The sequence below is a fragment of the Dankookia sp. GCM10030260 genome, assembly GCF_042666655.1.
Taxonomy (GTDB): Bacteria; Pseudomonadota; Alphaproteobacteria; order Acetobacterales; family Acetobacteraceae; genus Paracraurococcus.
On sequence record NZ_JBHTDE010000005.1, the window covers coordinates 195174 to 211328 of the forward strand.

11 protein-coding genes are annotated in these 16155 nt (G+C 72.5%); 7 read left to right on the forward strand and 4 right to left on the reverse strand.

Annotation, left to right across the window (positions count from 1 at the left end; genetic code table 11):
• Positions 1–4: 4 nt before the first annotated feature.
• Both ACFQS7_RS18420 and ACFQS7_RS18425 read right to left on the reverse strand, forming a co-directional pair.
• Entirely contained in the window at positions 5–1207 is a 1203-nt protein-coding gene (locus ACFQS7_RS18420; RefSeq protein WP_380068577.1) for a CaiB/BaiF CoA transferase family protein, read from the reverse strand.
• A complete protein-coding gene (locus ACFQS7_RS18425) occupies positions 1204–2142 on the reverse strand; it encodes an HpcH/HpaI aldolase/citrate lyase family protein (RefSeq protein ID WP_380068578.1) in 939 nt (312 codons plus the stop codon). The genes ACFQS7_RS18420 and ACFQS7_RS18425 overlap by 4 nt, the downstream gene beginning before the upstream one ends.
• A gap of 258 nt (positions 2143–2400) precedes the next feature.
• Here ACFQS7_RS18425 and ACFQS7_RS18430 point away from each other — a divergent pair, with 258 nt between their 5' ends.
• Positions 2401–2862 carry a nitroreductase family deazaflavin-dependent oxidoreductase gene (locus ACFQS7_RS18430; protein ID WP_380068579.1) on the forward strand — a complete coding sequence of 154 codons (462 nt, stop codon included), beginning with the start codon at positions 2401–2403 and terminating at the stop codon, positions 2860–2862.
• 87 nt (positions 2863–2949) lie between these two features.
• A complete protein-coding gene (locus tag ACFQS7_RS18435) occupies positions 2950–3909 on the forward strand; it encodes a TIGR03557 family F420-dependent LLM class oxidoreductase (RefSeq protein WP_380068580.1) in 960 nt (319 codons plus the stop codon).
• A gap of 166 nt (positions 3910–4075) precedes the next feature.
• Here the strand turns inward: ACFQS7_RS18435 and ACFQS7_RS18440 are convergent, their stop codons facing one another.
• On the reverse strand, positions 4076–4648 hold the full coding sequence (locus tag ACFQS7_RS18440; RefSeq protein WP_380068581.1) for a phosphonate degradation HD-domain oxygenase: 573 nt from the start codon (positions 4646–4648) through the stop codon (positions 4076–4078).
• 288 nt (positions 4649–4936) lie between these two features.
• Between ACFQS7_RS18440 and ACFQS7_RS18445 the strand changes: the two genes are divergently transcribed.
• The 4 genes from ACFQS7_RS18445 (at position 4937) to ACFQS7_RS18460 (ending at position 12265) form a co-directional block, all read left to right on the forward strand.
• A complete protein-coding gene (locus ACFQS7_RS18445; RefSeq protein WP_380068708.1) occupies positions 4937–6088 on the forward strand; it encodes an efflux RND transporter periplasmic adaptor subunit in 1152 nt (383 codons plus the stop codon).
• A complete protein-coding gene (locus tag ACFQS7_RS18450) occupies positions 6085–9252 on the forward strand; it encodes an efflux RND transporter permease subunit (RefSeq protein ID WP_380068709.1) in 3168 nt (1055 codons plus the stop codon). The genes ACFQS7_RS18445 and ACFQS7_RS18450 overlap by 4 nt, the downstream gene beginning before the upstream one ends.
• Positions 9253–9333: 81 nt before the next feature.
• On the forward strand, positions 9334–10530 hold the full coding sequence (locus ACFQS7_RS18455; protein ID WP_380068582.1) for an ABC transporter substrate-binding protein: 1197 nt from the start codon (positions 9334–9336) through the stop codon (positions 10528–10530).
• Positions 10531–10585: 55 nt separating this feature from the next.
• Positions 10586–12265, forward strand: a complete 1680-nt coding sequence (locus ACFQS7_RS18460) for a dihydroxyacetone kinase family protein (protein ID WP_380068583.1) — start codon at positions 10586–10588, stop codon at positions 12263–12265.
• A gap of 96 nt (positions 12266–12361) precedes the next feature.
• Here the strand turns inward: ACFQS7_RS18460 and ACFQS7_RS18465 are convergent, their stop codons facing one another.
• Entirely contained in the window at positions 12362–14173 is a 1812-nt protein-coding gene (locus ACFQS7_RS18465) for a DEAD/DEAH box helicase (RefSeq protein WP_380068584.1), read from the reverse strand.
• A 210-nt stretch (positions 14174–14383) separates the two neighbouring features.
• Here ACFQS7_RS18465 and ACFQS7_RS18470 point away from each other — a divergent pair, with 210 nt between their 5' ends.
• The gene (locus ACFQS7_RS18470) at positions 14384–16012 is read left to right on the forward strand and encodes an ABC transporter substrate-binding protein (protein WP_380068585.1); all 1629 of its coding nucleotides are present in this window, start codon (positions 14384–14386) and stop codon (positions 16010–16012) included.
• Positions 16013–16155: the final 143 nt, after the last annotated feature.

Sequence of the window (16155 nt, forward strand, 5' to 3'; positions counted from 1 at the left end):
GCCGTCACACCGCGCCGCCGGCGCGCAGCGCGGCGATGTCGCCGAGCGCCAGGCCGAGCCATTCGCCGAGCACCGCATCGGTATCGGCGCCGCGGGCCCGGCCGGCGTGGCGGAGCGTCGCCGGCGTCGCGGTCAGGGTCGGCACCGGTGCCGGCAGCACCAGCTCGCCCACGCGTTCGTCGATGATGCGCAGCAGGTTGCCGCGGGCGGCGATCTGCGGATCGGCGAAGATGTCGGCGATGCTGTTGATCGGGCCCCAGGGCACCTCGGCCGCGTCGCAGGCGGCGCCGAGCTGTTCCATCGTCATCGTCGCCGCCCAGTCGGCGACGATGCCGTTGACCTCCGACCGCGCGGCGATGCGCTGCGCCGTGGTGGCATAGCGGTCGGCCGCGGTCAGTTCGGGCCGGCCCATCGCCTCCGCCAATCGCGCGAAGATCTTGTCGCTGGTACAGGCGATGGCGACCCAGCGGCCCTCGCTGGTCTGCCAGTGGCCATGCGGCACCACGGTCGGCACGTCGGCGCCCATGCGCTCGCGGATGGTGCCATGGCGGGCATAGGCCGGCGCGGTCTCGTCCAGCAGCCGGAAGATCGATTCATACAAGCCGATATCGACATCCTGGCCCTGGCCGGTGCGGTCTGCGACCCGCAGCGCCAGCAGCACCCCGAGCGCGCCCCAGATGCCCGAGAGATAGTCGGCCAGCGAGGTCGAGCCCGGCACCACCGGACGGCCATCCGGCTCGCCGGCCAGGTAGCTCAGCCCGCCGAACCCATGCGCCACGCGGGCGAAGCCGGGCAGGCCGCGCTTCGGCCCGGTCTGGCCATAGGCGCTGACCCGCAGCACCACCAGGCGCGGGTTGATCTCCCGCAGGCCGTCGGGCGAGAGGCCCCATTTCTCCAGCGTGCCGGGGCGGAAATTCTCCAGCAGCACGTCGGATTGCGCGATCAGCTTGCGGAACACCGCGGCGCCGTCCGGGTGGCGCAGGTCCAGCGTCATGCACTGCTTGTTGCGTGCCTCGCTCAGCCAGGCGAGCGTGTCGCCGCATTCCGTCGGGGTGCCGAAGGCGCGCATCGGGTCGCCGAGTTTCGGGTGCTCGATCTTCAGCACCGTGGCGCCGAAATCGGCCATGATCGTGCCGGCGAAGGGGGCGGCGAGGAAGGTGGCGACGTCGAGCACCTTGACGCCGGCCATGGGCTGCGGCGCGGTCATGCCGGCGACCCCGCCTGCCGCAGGATCTCGCGCGCCATCCGCGCATGCACCGCATCGACCATGATCCCAGCCTCCCCCACCGCGCCGGACGATCCCTCCAGCAGAGCCAATACCCGCCGCGCCCAGGCGACCCGCGCCGCATCCGGGCCGAAGACCGCATTGATGGGCGCCACCTGATCCGGGTGGATCGCCCATTTGCCCGCGTAGCCCAGCGCCCGCGACCGCTGCGCCGAGGCCCGCAGCCCGGCTTCGTCGCGGTAGTCGGCATAGACCGCGTCGATCGGCCGCACCCCCGCGGCGCGGCAGGCATTGGCGATGCGGGCCAGGGCATAGTGCCATTGGTCGTTCAGGTGCGGCGCCGGCTCGGCCGGCATGGCGTAGTCGGGGTTCGGCGCGCCCACCGTGCTGTCGGGCGTCCGCATCTCCGCCATGTAGTCGCCGAGGCCGAAGATCACGCTTTCCAGCCGCGGATGCGCTGCGGCGATCGCCTCGACCTGGCCGACCCCCTTCGGCGTCTCGACCAGGGCGGCGATGCCGATCCGTCGGCCGCCGCCGCGGGCAGCCTCGATGCCGTCGAGCAGGGCTGCGACGAAGCGGATGTCGAAGGGCTCGGCGGATTTCGGCAGCACGATCCGGTCGAGCCGCGGGCAGGCGGTGGCGACCTCCACGATGTCGCGGTGGCACCAGGGCGTGCCGATGCCGTTGACGCGGACCGACATGATCCTGTCGCCCCAGTCGATGGTGCCCAATGCGCCGATGGCGGCCTGCCGCGCCGCGTCCTTGCGGTCCTCCGTCACCCCGTCTTCCAGGTCGAGCACCACGGCATCCGCCGCGCCGGCGGCGGCCTTGGCGAAGAACCGTTCCGCACTGGCGGGGACCGACAATTCGCTGCGCTGCGGCCGACCGCCCCTGGCGCCGGCATCCGTCGCCGTCATGGTCCGGCCGCCGCGATGGGCCGGCGAGGGGCCGGGTCGCCGCTGCCGCGGCGCGGCGACCGGCCATCGCAACCTGCGGATGCGCCGCGTCCCGTGGCTTTCAGGGTTTGCGCCATGACGTCTCCATCCCGTGCCGTCGCAGCCGCGGCGCTGGGTGATCAAAGCCTGCCCAGCGGGGATTAGGCAAACGCCTTCGGCCCTGTATCGCCGCGGCCGCCGGCTGGTCTAGGCTGCAGCCGACCCCAGGGAGATGCGACCATGACCGAAGCGAGGCTTGCCCCGAACCTGCCGGAATGGATGGTGGAACACGCCAACCGCTACCTCTCGAGCGGCGGCACCGACGGCCACATGTACACCGTGACCCCGCCGGGCCGGCAGGAGATGACGGTGCCGTCCCTGCTGCTGACCACCACCGGCCGGAAGTCCGGCGACCGCTACATCTTCCCGCTGTTCTACGGCGATGTCGGCAAGGGCTGGGTCATCGTCGCCTCGAAGGGCGGCGCGCCGGAGCATCCCGGCTGGTACCGCAACATCCTCGCCAACCCCGAGGTCGAGGTGCAGGTCGGCACGCTGAAGACCAAGGCAAAGGCGCGCACCGCGACCGGCGAGGAGCGCGCCCGGCTCTGGCAGCAGGCGCTGGAATTCTGGCCGCCCTATGCCGACTACGCGCTGAAGACCGACCGCGAGATCCCGGTGGTCGTGCTGGATCCGATCGGCTAGGCCCGGCCGGGGCGCCGCGCGGCAGGGACGAACAATCGCCCCATCGCCGCGTTGGGGGACCAGCCCCCCCAAACGGAGCCCCCGGCGATGATCAAGCTCGGCTATAAACTGATGTCCGAAGAGCACGGGCCGAAAGACCTGGTGCGCAACCTGGTCCTGGCCGAACAGGCCGGATTCGACCTCGCCGCCATCTCCGACCATTTCTCCCCTTGGGTGGAGGAACAGGGCCATGCGCCGTTGGCCTGGTCGGTGCTCGGCGCGCTGGCGCAGGCGACCTCCCGCATCGGGCTGATGACGGCGGTGACCTGCCCGATCATGCGCTATCACCCGGCGATCATCGCCCAGGGCGCGGCGACCATCGCGCTGCTCAGCGACGACCGCTTCACCCTCGGCCTCGGCGCCGGGGAGCGGCTGAACGAGCACGTCGCCGGCCAGGGCTGGCCTGGGGCCGGCGAGCGGCATGAGCGGCTGTCGGAGGCGATCGACATCATCCAGGGCCTGCTTACGGGTGAGCTCACCAACTACCGCGGCCAGCATTTCCAGCTCGATCAGGCGCGGCTCTATGACCGGCCAGACCGGAAGCCGCCGGTGGTGATGGCGGCCGGCGGGCCGCAGGCGGCACGGCTGGCGGCGCGCAAGACCGACGGGCTGGTGGTGACCGAGCCGAAGCCCGAACTGGTGGAGGCTTTCCGGTCCGCCGGCGGCAGCGGCCCGCGCTATGCCGAGGTGTCGATGTGCTGGGCGCCGTCCGAGGAGGAGGCGCGCAAGACGGCGCACCACTATTTCCGCTGGGCGGTCACCGGCTGGCCGGTGCAGGCGGAGCTGCCCAATACCCTCGGCTTCGCCGCGGCGACCAAGCATGTGACGCCGGAGATCGTCGCGCAGCAGGTGACCTGCGGCCCTTCGGCCGAGGTGCATCTGGAGGCGATCGGCAAATTCATCGAGGCCGGCTACGACCACATCATCCTGACCCAGGTCGGGCCGCGCCAGGGGGAGTTCATCGCGTTCTTCGAACGCAGCCTGGCGCCGGCGCTGCGGCGGCGCTGAAGGCGCTTTCAGCGCGGGGCCGAGGCAAGGCCAGGGCGGAAGTATCCTCCCTGGACCCTCCTCCGTTTCTCTCAGTCGGCACTCGCGTCGCGGCAGGTGCCGACCCACAGAGAGGAAGGGAGGGGTTTGGGGAAGGGAATACCTTTCCCTCCCCGATCTTGCCGACCTAGTCCACCGATCGCTCCGCTTCCAGGCAGGCCGCGACATAGGGCGCGAAATGCGCGAAGCCGGGGGTCTCCAGCCCCCTAACCTTGGCGGCCTCGTCCCAGCGGCGCAGCCGCACCGCGGCGGCTGATCCCGGCAAGGCCTCGAAGGCGGTGACCTCCGCGGCCGACATCGGGCCGCCCTGCAAGGACAGGCTGAGCACCGAATCCGGGGAGAGCCTGGCGAAGTAATCCGGCTCCACCGCGCAGAGGTAGCGCTTGGCCGCGACATGAAGGCGGACCGGCTCGGTCACCGCGGGGCCGAACCAGCGGACCAGCCAGGCCTGGCCGAGTTCCTCGTGCCGGTCGTCGATCCCGGCGGCGGCCGGGGCCTGTCCCAGGTCGTGCACCATGTGGCCGATGTCGTGCAACAGCGCCGCGGTCACCAGCGCCGGCCCGGCGTCCTCCTGCTCCGCCAGCCAGGCGGCCTGCAACGCATGCTGCCGCTGGTTGATGGCGGCAAGGCCGTACCGCCCGTGGCCGCGACCTTCGATGATGCCGGCCAGTTCGGCGAGACGCGGGTCGGGCTGGGTCATGGCACCTGAACCATCCAAGGAGATGCGGTGCTTTGTCCGTAAAGCCGCCGACCGGCAAGCCCCGCATCGGCTTGGACGCGGCGCGCATCCGCTGAGACAGATTGGTGATCATCCTACCCCCGGTAGGGTTTCTGCCCACGCGTCGCATTCTCACCAACTCGTCAAAGCAGTCCGTGGTCCTGGCCGGGCCATGCTGTCCATGCCTGACCTGGTGCCGCAGGCGGAGATGCGATGCGACTGTTTGGAGAATCTGCGGCGGCGGCACCGGGGCGACCCGCGCGGCATCGCATGCGCCTGGCGCTGGCGCTGGCCCTGGCGCTGGCCAACGCCGGCTGCGACAGCCACGAGGAGGAGGCCCCGCCGATGGCGCCGCCCTCCGTCACCGTGACCCGGGCGGTCCGCCAGCAGGTCACCGACTGGGACGAGTTCACCGGCCGCTTCGTCAGCACCGAACGGGTCGAGCTGCGCGCCCGGGTCAGCGGCTATCTCGACAGCATCTCCTTCGCCGACGGCCAGGTGGTGAAGCGCGGCGACATGCTGTTCCGCATCGACCCGCGCCCCTTCGTCGCCGCGGTGACCGAGGCCGAGGCGCGGCTGACCGGCGCCCGGTCGCAGGCCACGCTGGCGCAGCAGGAATACGATCGGGCGAAGAACCTGCTGCAGTACCGCGCCGCGTCCGAAGCCGCTCTCGAGCAGCGCGTGCAGGCGGTGGAAAACAGCAAGGCCCTGGTCATCCAGGCCGACGCCGCGCTGCAGCGGGCCCGGCTCGACCTGGAATTCACCACGATCCGTGCCCCCCTGGACGGCCGCATCGGCCGCCATCTGGTCAGCCCCGGCAACCTGGTGTCGGGCGGCGAGGCCAGCTCGGCGACCCTGCTCGCCACCATCGTCACCATGGACCCGATCGACTTCAGCTTCGACCTCGACCAGGCCTCGGCGCTGCGCTACGTGCGGCTGGCCCAGCGCGGCGACCGGCCCTCGTCCCGCGAGGTGCAGAATCCGGTGCAGCTCGCCTTGGCGGACGAGACCGGCTTCCCGCACCACGGCCGCATCGTCTTCGTCGACAACGAGGCCGATGCCGGCACCGGCACCATCCGGCTGCGCGCCCGCTTCGACAACCCGCACGACATCTTCGTGCCCGGCGGCTTCGCCCGCGTCCGGCTGATCGCCAGCGCGCCCTACCAGGCGCTGCTGGTCCCCGACGCGGCGGTGGCGACCGACCAGTCGCGTCGGGTGCTCTACGTGCTCGACGGCGCCGACACGCCGGAGGCGCGGCAGGTCCAGCTCGGTCCGCTGCAGGGCGGGCTGCGGGTCATCCGCGACGGCCTGCGTGGGGAGGAGGAGATCGTCGTCGGCGGCATGATGCGCGTCCGCGCCGGGCAGCCGGTCACCCCGCAGCGGATCCCGGGCGCGCGCGCCATCTCGGACGCCCGCCCCTGAGCAACCTCGGCGTCCTCTCGGTCCGCCAGCCGGTCCTCGCCTGCGTGCTGTCGCTGGTGCTGCTGATCGTCGGCGGGCTGTCGATGCTGTCGCTGCCGATCTCGGAATACCCGGACGTGGTGCCGCCGACCGTGGTGGTCGCCACCACCTATCCAGGCGCCTCCGCCCAGGTGGTGGCGGATACCGTGGCGACCCCGATCGAGCAGGAGGTGAACGGCACCGAGGGCATGCTGTACATGTCGTCGCAGTCCACCGCCGATGGGCGGATGACCCTGACGGTCACCTTCCGGCTCGGCACCGACCCGGACCGCGCGCAGATCCTGGTGCAGGGCGCGGTCGCCGCCGCCCTGCCGCGGCTGCCGGAGGAAGTGCGGCGTTGGGGCGTCACCACCCGCAAGCTCGCCACCGACCGGCTGATGGTGATCTATGTCAGCTCGCCCGATGGCAGCTACGACCAGCTCTATGTCTCGAACTACGCGCTGCGCCAGGTGCGGGACGAGCTGCTGCGGATCGACGGCATCGGCGACATCGACATGCAGGGCGCGCGCGACTATGCCATGCGCATCTGGCTCGACCCCGGCCGCATGGCGGCGAACGGCATCATCGCCGAGGACGTGGTCGCCGCCATCCAGGCCCAGAATGCCGAGGTCGCCGGCGGCCAGATCGCCGAGCCGCCGGTCGCCGACCAGGCCTTCCAGCCCAACCTCACCTTCCGCGGCCGGCTGGCCGATGCGGCGGAATTCGATTCCATCGTCATCCGCGCCGACGCCGACGGCAGGCTGCTTCGGCTGCACGACATCGGCCGGGTGGAACTGGGCGCCGCCTCCTACACCACCGCCAGCACCCTGCAGGGACGGCCGGCGGTCGGGCTGGCGATCACCCAGCGGCCGGGCTCGAACGCGCTGGCGACGGCCGGGCAGATCCGCGAACGGCTCGCCGCCATCGCCGGCGGCTTCCCTGCCGGCATCACCGCCGAGATCGCCTACGACCCGACCCGCTTCGTCGCCGAGAGCGTGCGCGAGCTGGCGGTGACCATCGGGGAGGCGGTGTTCCTCGTCGTCATCGTGGTGCTGATCTTCCTGCAGAACTGGCGTGCCGCGACCATCCCGATCCTGGCCATCCCGGTCTCGCTGATCGGCACCTTTGGGGTGATGATCGCCTTCGGCTTCACCCTGAACGTGTTGACGCTGTTCGGCCTGGTGCTGGCGGTCGGCATCGTCGTCGACGACGCCATCGTGGTGGTCGAGAATGTCGACCGCCACCTGCGCACCGAGACCTCGGTGCAGCGTGCCGCCACCGCGACCATGCTGGAGGTCGGCGGCGCGCTGCTGTCGATCGCGCTGGTGCTCTGTGCGGTCTTCGTGCCGACCGCCTTCCTCGAAGGCATCACCGGGCGGTTCTTCCGCCAATTCGCCGTCACCATCGCGGTCGCCACCGCGCTGTCCTGCTTCTGCTCGCTCACCCTCAGCCCGGCTTTGGCGACGCTGATCCTGCGGCACGAGCCCCCCCGCCCGCCGCCGCGCCGGCATGGGCCGGCCCGGCTGCTGCGCTGGGCGCTGACCCGGTTCAACCGCGGCTTCGACCGGCTGGCGCGCGGCTATGCGGGGCTGACCCGGCGGCTGGCGCCGCGGACCTGGACCATGCTGGCGCTCTATGCGCTGCTGATCGCCGGAGCCGGCGGGCTGCTGGCCACCACGCCGCAGGGCTTCGTCCCGGCGCAGGACCGCGGCTATGCCACGGTCTCGATCGAACTGCCCGGCGGCGCCTCGCTCGCCCGGACGACCGAGGTGGTGGAACGCGCCGCCGCCATCGCGCGGGAAATCCCGGGCATCGCCAGCGTCTCCGCTTTGGCCGGGGTGTCTGGCGCGACCAATACCGCCGGCAGCAACCAGGGCACGCTGACGCCGGTCTTCGCCCCCTGGGAGGAACGCCTGCCGGAAGGCCATACGGCGGCGCGCATCCTGCGCGAATTGCGCCAGCGGCTGGACGTGTTGCAGGAGGCGAGCGTGCTGGTGATCCCGCCGCCGGCGGTCCCTGGGCTCGGCAGCGGCGGCGGCTTCGCGCTGCGGCTGGAGGACCGCACCGGCCGCGGCACCGCCGTGCTGGCCGCCGCCGCCGATACCCTGGTCGCTGCCCTGGGCCGCACCCCCGGCCTCGCCGGCGTCTACACGCCCTTCAAGGTCGACGCGCCGCTGGTCGCCGTCGACATCGACCGCAGCCGGATCGAGATGCTGGGCGTGCCGGTCGCCCGCCTCAGCCAGAGCATCGAGACCCTGCTCGGATCCTCCTACGTCAACGACTTCACCGCCTATGGCCGCAACTGGCGGGTGGTGGCGCAGGCCTCGCCGGAATTCCGCCGGCTCCCGACCGACCTCGCCCGGGTCTTCACCCGCAACGCGCAGGACCAGATGGTGCCGCTGGCCAACGTGATGACGCTGCGCGACATCACCGGGGCGCAGCGGGTGCCGCGCTACAACCTGTACCCGGCGGCCGAGGTGGCCGGGGAAATCCTGCCCGGCACCGGCTCGGCCGCCGCCATCGCCGCGGTGGAGCGCGTGGCGCGGCAGGTGCTGCCGGACGGCATCCGCTTCGAATGGACCGAGCTGTCCTACGAACAGACGCAGAGCGGCAATGCCGGCCTGCTGGTCTTCCCCTTGTGCGTGCTGTTCGTCTACCTGGTGCTGGCGGCGCAGTACGGGTCCTGGAGCCTGCCATTCGCGGTCATCCTGATCGTGCCGATGTGCCTGCTGACCTCGACGCTCGGCGTCCGGCTGCTGGGGCAGGACGTCAACATCCTGACCCAGATCGGCTTCGTCGTGCTGGTCGGGCTGGCGGCGAAGAATGCCATCCTCATCGTCGAATTCGCCCAGCAGCGGGAGGAGGACGGCGAGACCGCGCTGGATGCGGTGGTGGCGGCCTGCCAGCTGCGGCTGCGCGCCATCCTGATGACCTCGCTCGCCTTCATCCTCGGCGTGCTGCCGCTGGTGATCGCCACCGGCGCTGGGTCCGAGATGCGCCGCGCGGTGGGCAGCGCGGTGTTCTTCGGCATGATGGGCGTGACCGTCTTCGGCCTGCTCTTCACCCCGGTCTTCTACCTGGCGATCCGCCGGCTGGTCGGGCCGAAGCGTTCGGCGCTGCGGGAGATGGCGCGGCAGGCGCGCTGACGCGCCGGGATTTCCCGCTCGCCACCGGCGGCGATCTTCCCTAGCCTTCGCGGCAACGAACCAAGAATGGGGAGAGAACCGATGTCAGGACTGTCACGCCGTCAGCTCGTGCAGGCCTCCGCCGCGGCGACCGGGGCGCTCGCCACCGGCCTGGCGGCGCCGTCGCTCGCGGCCTCCGGCCCGATCCGGATCGGCTGGCTGCCGGCCCTGACCGGCCCCTCCTCCTCCACCGGCATCGCCATCAACCGAGGCATCAACTTCGCCGCGGTCGAGCTGAACGCCGCCGGCGGCATCAAGGGCCGCAAGGTCGAGCTCGTCATCCGCGACACCCAGAGCGACCCGACCAAGGCGGTGAACGCCGCCGCCGAGCTGACCCGCAGCGAGAAGGTCCATGTGCTCTACGGGCCGGGCAATTCCGGCGAGGCGCTGGCCTGCACCGCGGTGATCGCCCGCGCCCGCACGCCGCAGCTGAACCCCTGCTTCGTCGACGAGGTGATCGACGCCGACAGGTATCCGCTCGCCTTCCGCACCGCGCCTTCCAACCAGCAGGTCGGCGCCGCCGCCAACCGCTTCGTCGTGGATATCCTGAAGATCCGCGACATCGCGGTGATCGGCGACACCAGCGGCTACGGCACTTCGTCCGTGAAGGCCTTCGCCGCCATGCTGACCGCCTCCGGCGCCAAGGTGGCCTACGAGGCGACGATCGACGCCAACCAGCCCGACCTGCTGCCCGACATGATGCGGATGCGCGCCGCCGGGGCCAAGGCCATCATGCCCTGGAGCGTCAATCCCGGCTTCCTGTCGCGCATCCTCAACGTCCGCGCCAGCATGGGCTGGGACGTGATCGTCGCCGGCCAGCCGACGCTCGGTTCCGGCCAGACCCGCGCGCTGCTCGACCGGCCGGAGAATTGGGAGAAGGTCTACCAGACCAATTTCCGCAACTGCTGCTACGGCGAGGACGGCAAGCTGCCGCCGCGGACGGCGGAGCTCGTCGGCCGGCTGCGCGAGACCAAGGTCGAGACCTCGGACACGCTGCTCTGGTGGATCGCCGCGGGCTACGACATCGTCGCGCTGGTCGCCGCCGCGGTGCGGGAGGCCGGCGAGGCGCCGGAACAGCTGGCGGCCTATTGGAATACCGCCGGGCCCTTTCCCGGCGTCTACGGCACCTATGCCTGGTCGCCGCGGCAGCACAACGGCTATCCGGACGACGGCGTGGTCATGTCGCAGGCCAATTCCTTCCGCGACGGCACCTTCAGGCTCGCCCCGGGCTATGCCTGACGCGGCCGGGGGGCGGCGGCGGACCGACCCGCGCCGGAACCCTGGGAGGCCGTCGATGAAGAAGCTGGTCAACGACCCGCAGCAGGTGGTGCGCGAGATGCTGGAAGGCCTCTGCGACCTGCACCCGCAGCTGGCCCTGCTGCAGGCGGAGACGGTGGTGGTCCGCGCCGACCTGCCGCCGCCCGCCCATCGCCCGGTCGCCATCCTGTCCGGCGGCGGCGCGGGGCACGAGCCGGCGCATGCCGGCTATGTCGGCCCGGGGCTGCTGACCGGGGCCATCGCCGGCGACGTCTTCACCTCCCCCGGCGTAGATGCGGTGCTGGCCGGCATCCGCGCCGCGTCCGGCCCGGCCGGCGCCGTGCTCATCGTCAAGAACTACACCGGGGACCGGCTGAATTTCGGCCTGGCCGCCGAGCTGGCCCGGGCCGAGGGCATCCCCACCGAGGTGGTGGTGGTCGCCGACGACGTCGCCCTGCACGCCACCGTCCCGCCCGACCGCCGGCGCGGCATCGCCGGCACCGTGCTGATCCACAAGCTGGCCGGCGCCGCCGCAGCCGCCGGGCAGCCCCTGGCCGAGGTCGCCGCCCTGGCGCGCGAGGCGGCGGCAGAGCTCGGCAGCATGGGGGTGGCGCTCGGCGCATGCACCGTCCCCGCGGCGGGACGCCCGGGCTTCGAGATCGGCCCGGCGGAGATCGAGCTGGGCCTCGGCATCCATGGCGAGCAGGGGGTGGAACGCGCCGCGCTGCAGCCGGCCGACCAGCTGGTCGAACGGCTGCTCGGCACCATCCTGGCCGATCGCGGCTTCCGCGCGGGTGAGGCGGTGGCGCTGCTGGTCAACGGGCTGGGCGGCACCCCGCCGATGGAACTCGCCATCGTCGCCCGCCGCGCCATCGCCTGGCTGCGCGAACAGGGGCTGGTGGTGGAACGCGCCTGGGCCGGCGAATTCCTGACCGCGCTGGAGATGCCCGGCGCCTCGCTCTCCGTGCTACGGCTGGATGCGGCGCGGCGGGCGCTGCTGGACGCCCCGGCCGAGGCCCCGGCCTGGCCCGGTCCCGGCCGCATCGCCGCGGCGCGGCGGATCGTCGCCGCGGCGGCGCCGCCGCTCGCCGGGCCGGTATCGCCGCCCGGCCCGCTGACCCCGGCCCTGGGCCGGGCATTGGCCGCGGTCGCCACGGCGCTCGACGCGGCGGAGGGCCGGCTGACCGAGCTCGACAGCCGCGCCGGCGACGGCGACCTCGGGATCAGCATGCAGCGTGCCGCCGCGGCGCTGCGCGCGCTGCCGGCCGGCGCCCTGGCCGATCCGCCGACCGCGCTGGCCGCCATGGCGGAGGCGCTGCGCCGCGCCATCGGCGGCAGTTCCGGCCCCTTCTATGCCACCGCCCTGCTGCGCGCGGCGCGGCGCCTGCCGGCGGCGCCGGGCCCGGCCGATTGGGCCGCGGCGCTGGCCGAGGCGGCCATGGCGATCGGCGATCTGGGCGGGGCGGCGCGCGGCGACCGGACCATGCTGGACGCCCTGCTGCCGGCGGCCGAAGCATTCGCCGGCGCGATCGAAGCCGGCGCCGGCCTGGCCGCCGCGACGCAGGCAGCGGCCGCGGCGGCGGAAGCCGGCACCGAGGCCACCGCGGCGATGCTGCCGCGGCTCGGCCGGGCCAGCTATCTCGGCGCCCGGGCGGTCGGTGCGCCCGATGGCGGGGCGGCGGCGGTGGCGGTCTGGCTGCGCGCCCTGGCGGGGTAGCCGCCATCGCCCCCGTCAGCCGCCGGTGGGCCCCTCGTCGCCTCAGTCGCCGGCGGACCCCTCGTCGCCTCAGTCGCCGGCGGGCCTCTTGTCGCCTCAGTCGCCGGCGGGCTGGCCCGGCATGCCGTGGCGCCGCTGCCGGCGGCGCGACCAGTCGTAGCGGCCGTCGCCTTCCAGCCGGTGCAGCTGGTCCGCCAGGCGGTTGCGTGCCAGCCAGGCGAGCGTCGCCTCCAGTTCCTCCAGCGTCATCTGCGCCCGGCCCTTGCCCATCACCCGCTTCAGCGCCGCGGCATAGGCGTGGTGGCCGCCGGCGGCGCGCGGGATGCGCAGCGCCATCTCGTCCTCCACCACCTGCGCCGCCACTGCCTGGCCGACCTGCCGGCGCAGGTCGCGCTCGCGCAGCGAGGGAACCTCCAGCAGGTCGCGCGGTCCCGCCGCGGCGGCGGCGAAGGCGGGGCCCGGCGCCAGCTCGGTGAAGCGCAGGGCGAGGGCGTTGGAGGCCAGCGGCAAGATAGGCCGGCCGCGCTCGTCCGTCTCGGGCCCGAGGTCGAGGGATGGCTGCCGCCGCGGCGGCGGCTTGCGGATGCGCATGCCCTGCTCGGTCTCGATCCGCTCGCGGAAGCTGCGGAACATCGGGTCGTCGGGGTGGAAGACCAAAGCGCGCTGCGCCGCATAGGGCCCGGCCAGCGGATCGACCCGGGTGGCGCGCGCGATCATCTGTTCCAGCCAGGGGCGTGAGCGGATGCCGGTCAGCGCCGCGACCACCGCGACCTCGGGCGCGTCCAGCCCTTCATAGGCCATGGCGACGGTGACCAGGATGGCGGGCTCGGCCTGCAGCCGGAAGGCGGCGAGCGTCAGCGCGGCATCGGGCTCGTCGCAGGTGGCGATGCGGATGTCCTGCGCCGCCCGGTCGCGGCGCATCCAGCGGCGCAGCGTCTCCAGGTAGCGCCGGGCATTGGCCTGGTCGGGGGCGACCACCAGCAGCTTGCCGAGCCCGCGGCCCGGCGCGCCCGGGGCGATCCCCAGCGCCTCGCGCCGGTCGGCGCGCAGTTCGCGGGTGACGGCGAAGGCGCGGCGCAGCAGGTCCTCGGCGAAGCCGGTCCGCAGCGCGGTGAACAGCGCCGGGCGGGCGAGGTCCGACCCGGTCGAGAGTCGGTGCGGGCCGACCGGGCGGCGCTCCTCGTCCAGCCATTCCGCCTGGCCGTCGAGCGCGCCGAAGGTGACCGGCAGGACCGCCTTCTCGGCCAGGGCCTGGGCCCGGCTGTAGCCGATGATGGCCCAGCCGGGGGTGTCCGCATCGATGGCGCGGGTGCCGCTGCGGACGCCCTTCCGGTATGGCAGCCAGAGGATGGCGCGGCCATCCGCCCGTTCCAGCGTGCCGGAGAGCAGCAGGCGGATGCGCGCGGTTTCCAGCAGGGGCAGGATGGCGCGGCTCCAGCCCGCCTCGTCGTCCGGCGCGGTGGGGTCGAGCTCGGCGAGCGAGGGCAGATGATGCACCTCGTCCAGCACCAGCAGCATGCGGTGGCGCTGGAATTCCTGGAGATGGAGGTCGGGCGCCGCGGCGACCGCCTGGAAGGTGGTGACATAGCCTTGCAACCCGCGGCAGGGGTCGGGTGCATTCGCCGCGGCGCGGACCGAGACGGCATGGCCCAGCGCCGCGCGCCAGGCGGGGTCGGCGAAGGCTTCCTCGGCCTGCAGGCGCAGGCTGTCGCGCGGTACGATCCAGCACAGCCGGTCCACCAGGCCGGCGCCGAGCAGGCGGGCGGCGGCGATCACCGGCAGCAGGCTCTTGCCGCCGCCGGGCGTGACCGCGGCAAGGATGTCGGTCACCTCCGTCGCGCCGCGGGCGATCGCCTCGATGATGCCGGCAAGCTGCTGCTGATGCGTGCGAAGGGGACGGACCGTCATCGGCCGCGAATCTGCATGGCTTGGGACTCCGCGTGAATCCCTGAAATGCATGGCGCCATCACGGGTTCGCTGCATCCGCCGCGGTCGTTGCCGACTCTGGATCGCGCAGCCCGGGTTGACGCCCGGCGCAGGAGGCTGCCACGCTCCGCCCGCCGGGAGAACGCGAGCGGACGGCCACAGGGCATCCAGCCTTGAGGGAGCACGCCGCGCATGCACGCCTCCGACCGTCCCCCTACCGTCTCCCGCCGTGCCCTGCTGGGTGGGGCCGCGCTTGCGGCACTGCCCTGGGACCTGGCGCAAGCCCAGGCACCGTCAGGCACCTTGCGTGTCGGCATGACCCTGGCCGCCATCCCGCTGTCCAACGGCTGCCCCGACCAGGGCGGCGAGGGGCAGCGCTTCATGGGCATCACGTTGTACAACTTCCTGGTGGAATGGGACCTGTCGCAGTCCGACCGGCCGGCGCCGCTGAAGCCCGGCCTGGCAACGGATTGGGCGGTGGACCCGGGCAATCCGAAGCGCTGGTGGTTCACCATCCGCCAGGGCGTCAAATTCCACGATGGCAAGCTGCTGACCGCGGCCGACGTTGCCTTCAGCTTCGACCGCGCCTTCCGCCGCGACGCCGCCTGGTTCGACAACCGCGCCAATGCCGCGGTGGCGCTGCGCATGCCGACCATCGCCGACTGGGGCGCCGAGGGCGAGGACCGCTTCTGGCTGGAGACCATCTACCCCGACAGCACCGTGCCCTTCGGCACGGTCTATGTCGGCATCACCCATCGCGGCGCCTGGGAGGCGGCGGGGAGATCCTGGGACGCCTATCTCGACCGCGCCGTCGGCACCGGGCCGTGGAAGCTGGAGAGCTTCGCCATCCGCGAACGCGCCGTTCTGGTGCGCAACCCCGACCACTGGGAGGCCGCGCGCATCCCGAAGACGCAGCGTCTGATGCTGCTGCCGCTGCCGGATGCGAATACCCGCGTCGCCGCGCTGCGCAGCGGCCAGGTCGACTTCATCGAGGCGCCGCCGCCGGATGCGTTGGCCTCCCTGCAGGCGGCCGGCTTCGCCACCGTGCTGAACCGCTACCCGCACAACTGGACCTGGCATTTCTCGATGCTGGAGGGATCGCCCTGGCGCGACGTGCGGGTGCGCAAGGCGGCCAACCTGGCGATCGACCGGGCGGGAATGACGGCGATGCTGGGCGGCACCATGCTGGCCGGCGCCGGCATCGTCACGCCGGACAGCCCCTGGTACGGCACGCCGAGCTTCAGGCTGGACTACGACCCGGCCCGAGCGCGTGCGCTGTTGGCCGAGGCCGGCCATGGCCCGCGCAATCCGCTGAAGACCCGCGTGGCGATCTCGGCGGGCGGGTCGGGGCAGATGCAGCCGCTGACGATGAACGAGGCGGTGCAGCAGAACCTGAAGGATATCGGCATCGAGGTTTCGTTCGAGGTGGTGGAGTGGAACGCCCTGCTGGTGATGCGGCGGGAGGGCGCGGCGAAGATCGCATCGCGCGGCGTCAGCGCCATCAACGTCTCCTACGGCGCGGGCGATCCGTTCAGCGGCTTCATGCGCATCATGAAGGCCGACATGGCGGCCCCCGCCGGCGGCAATTGGGGCAGCCTGAACGACCCGGTGCTGGAGCCGCTGTTCGAGGCCGCCTACCGGGCGATGGACCCCGCGGTGCAGGATGCCATCCTGGCGAAGATCCACACCCGCGTGGTGGACGAGGCGCTGTTCCTGTTCGTCGCGCATGACCTCAACCCGCGGGCGATGAGCCGCCGCGTGCAGGGCTTCGTGCAGGCGCGCAACTGGTCGCAGGACCTGACGCCGATCCGCATGGCCTGAGCGCAGGACAAGGCAAGGCCAGGGAGGAGGTATCCTCCCTGGACCCTCCTCTATTTTTATGGGTTGGCATTCGCCGCGCGGCAAATACCAACCCACAAAAAGGAAGGGAGAGGTCCGGGGAGGGAATACTTTCCCTCCCCGGC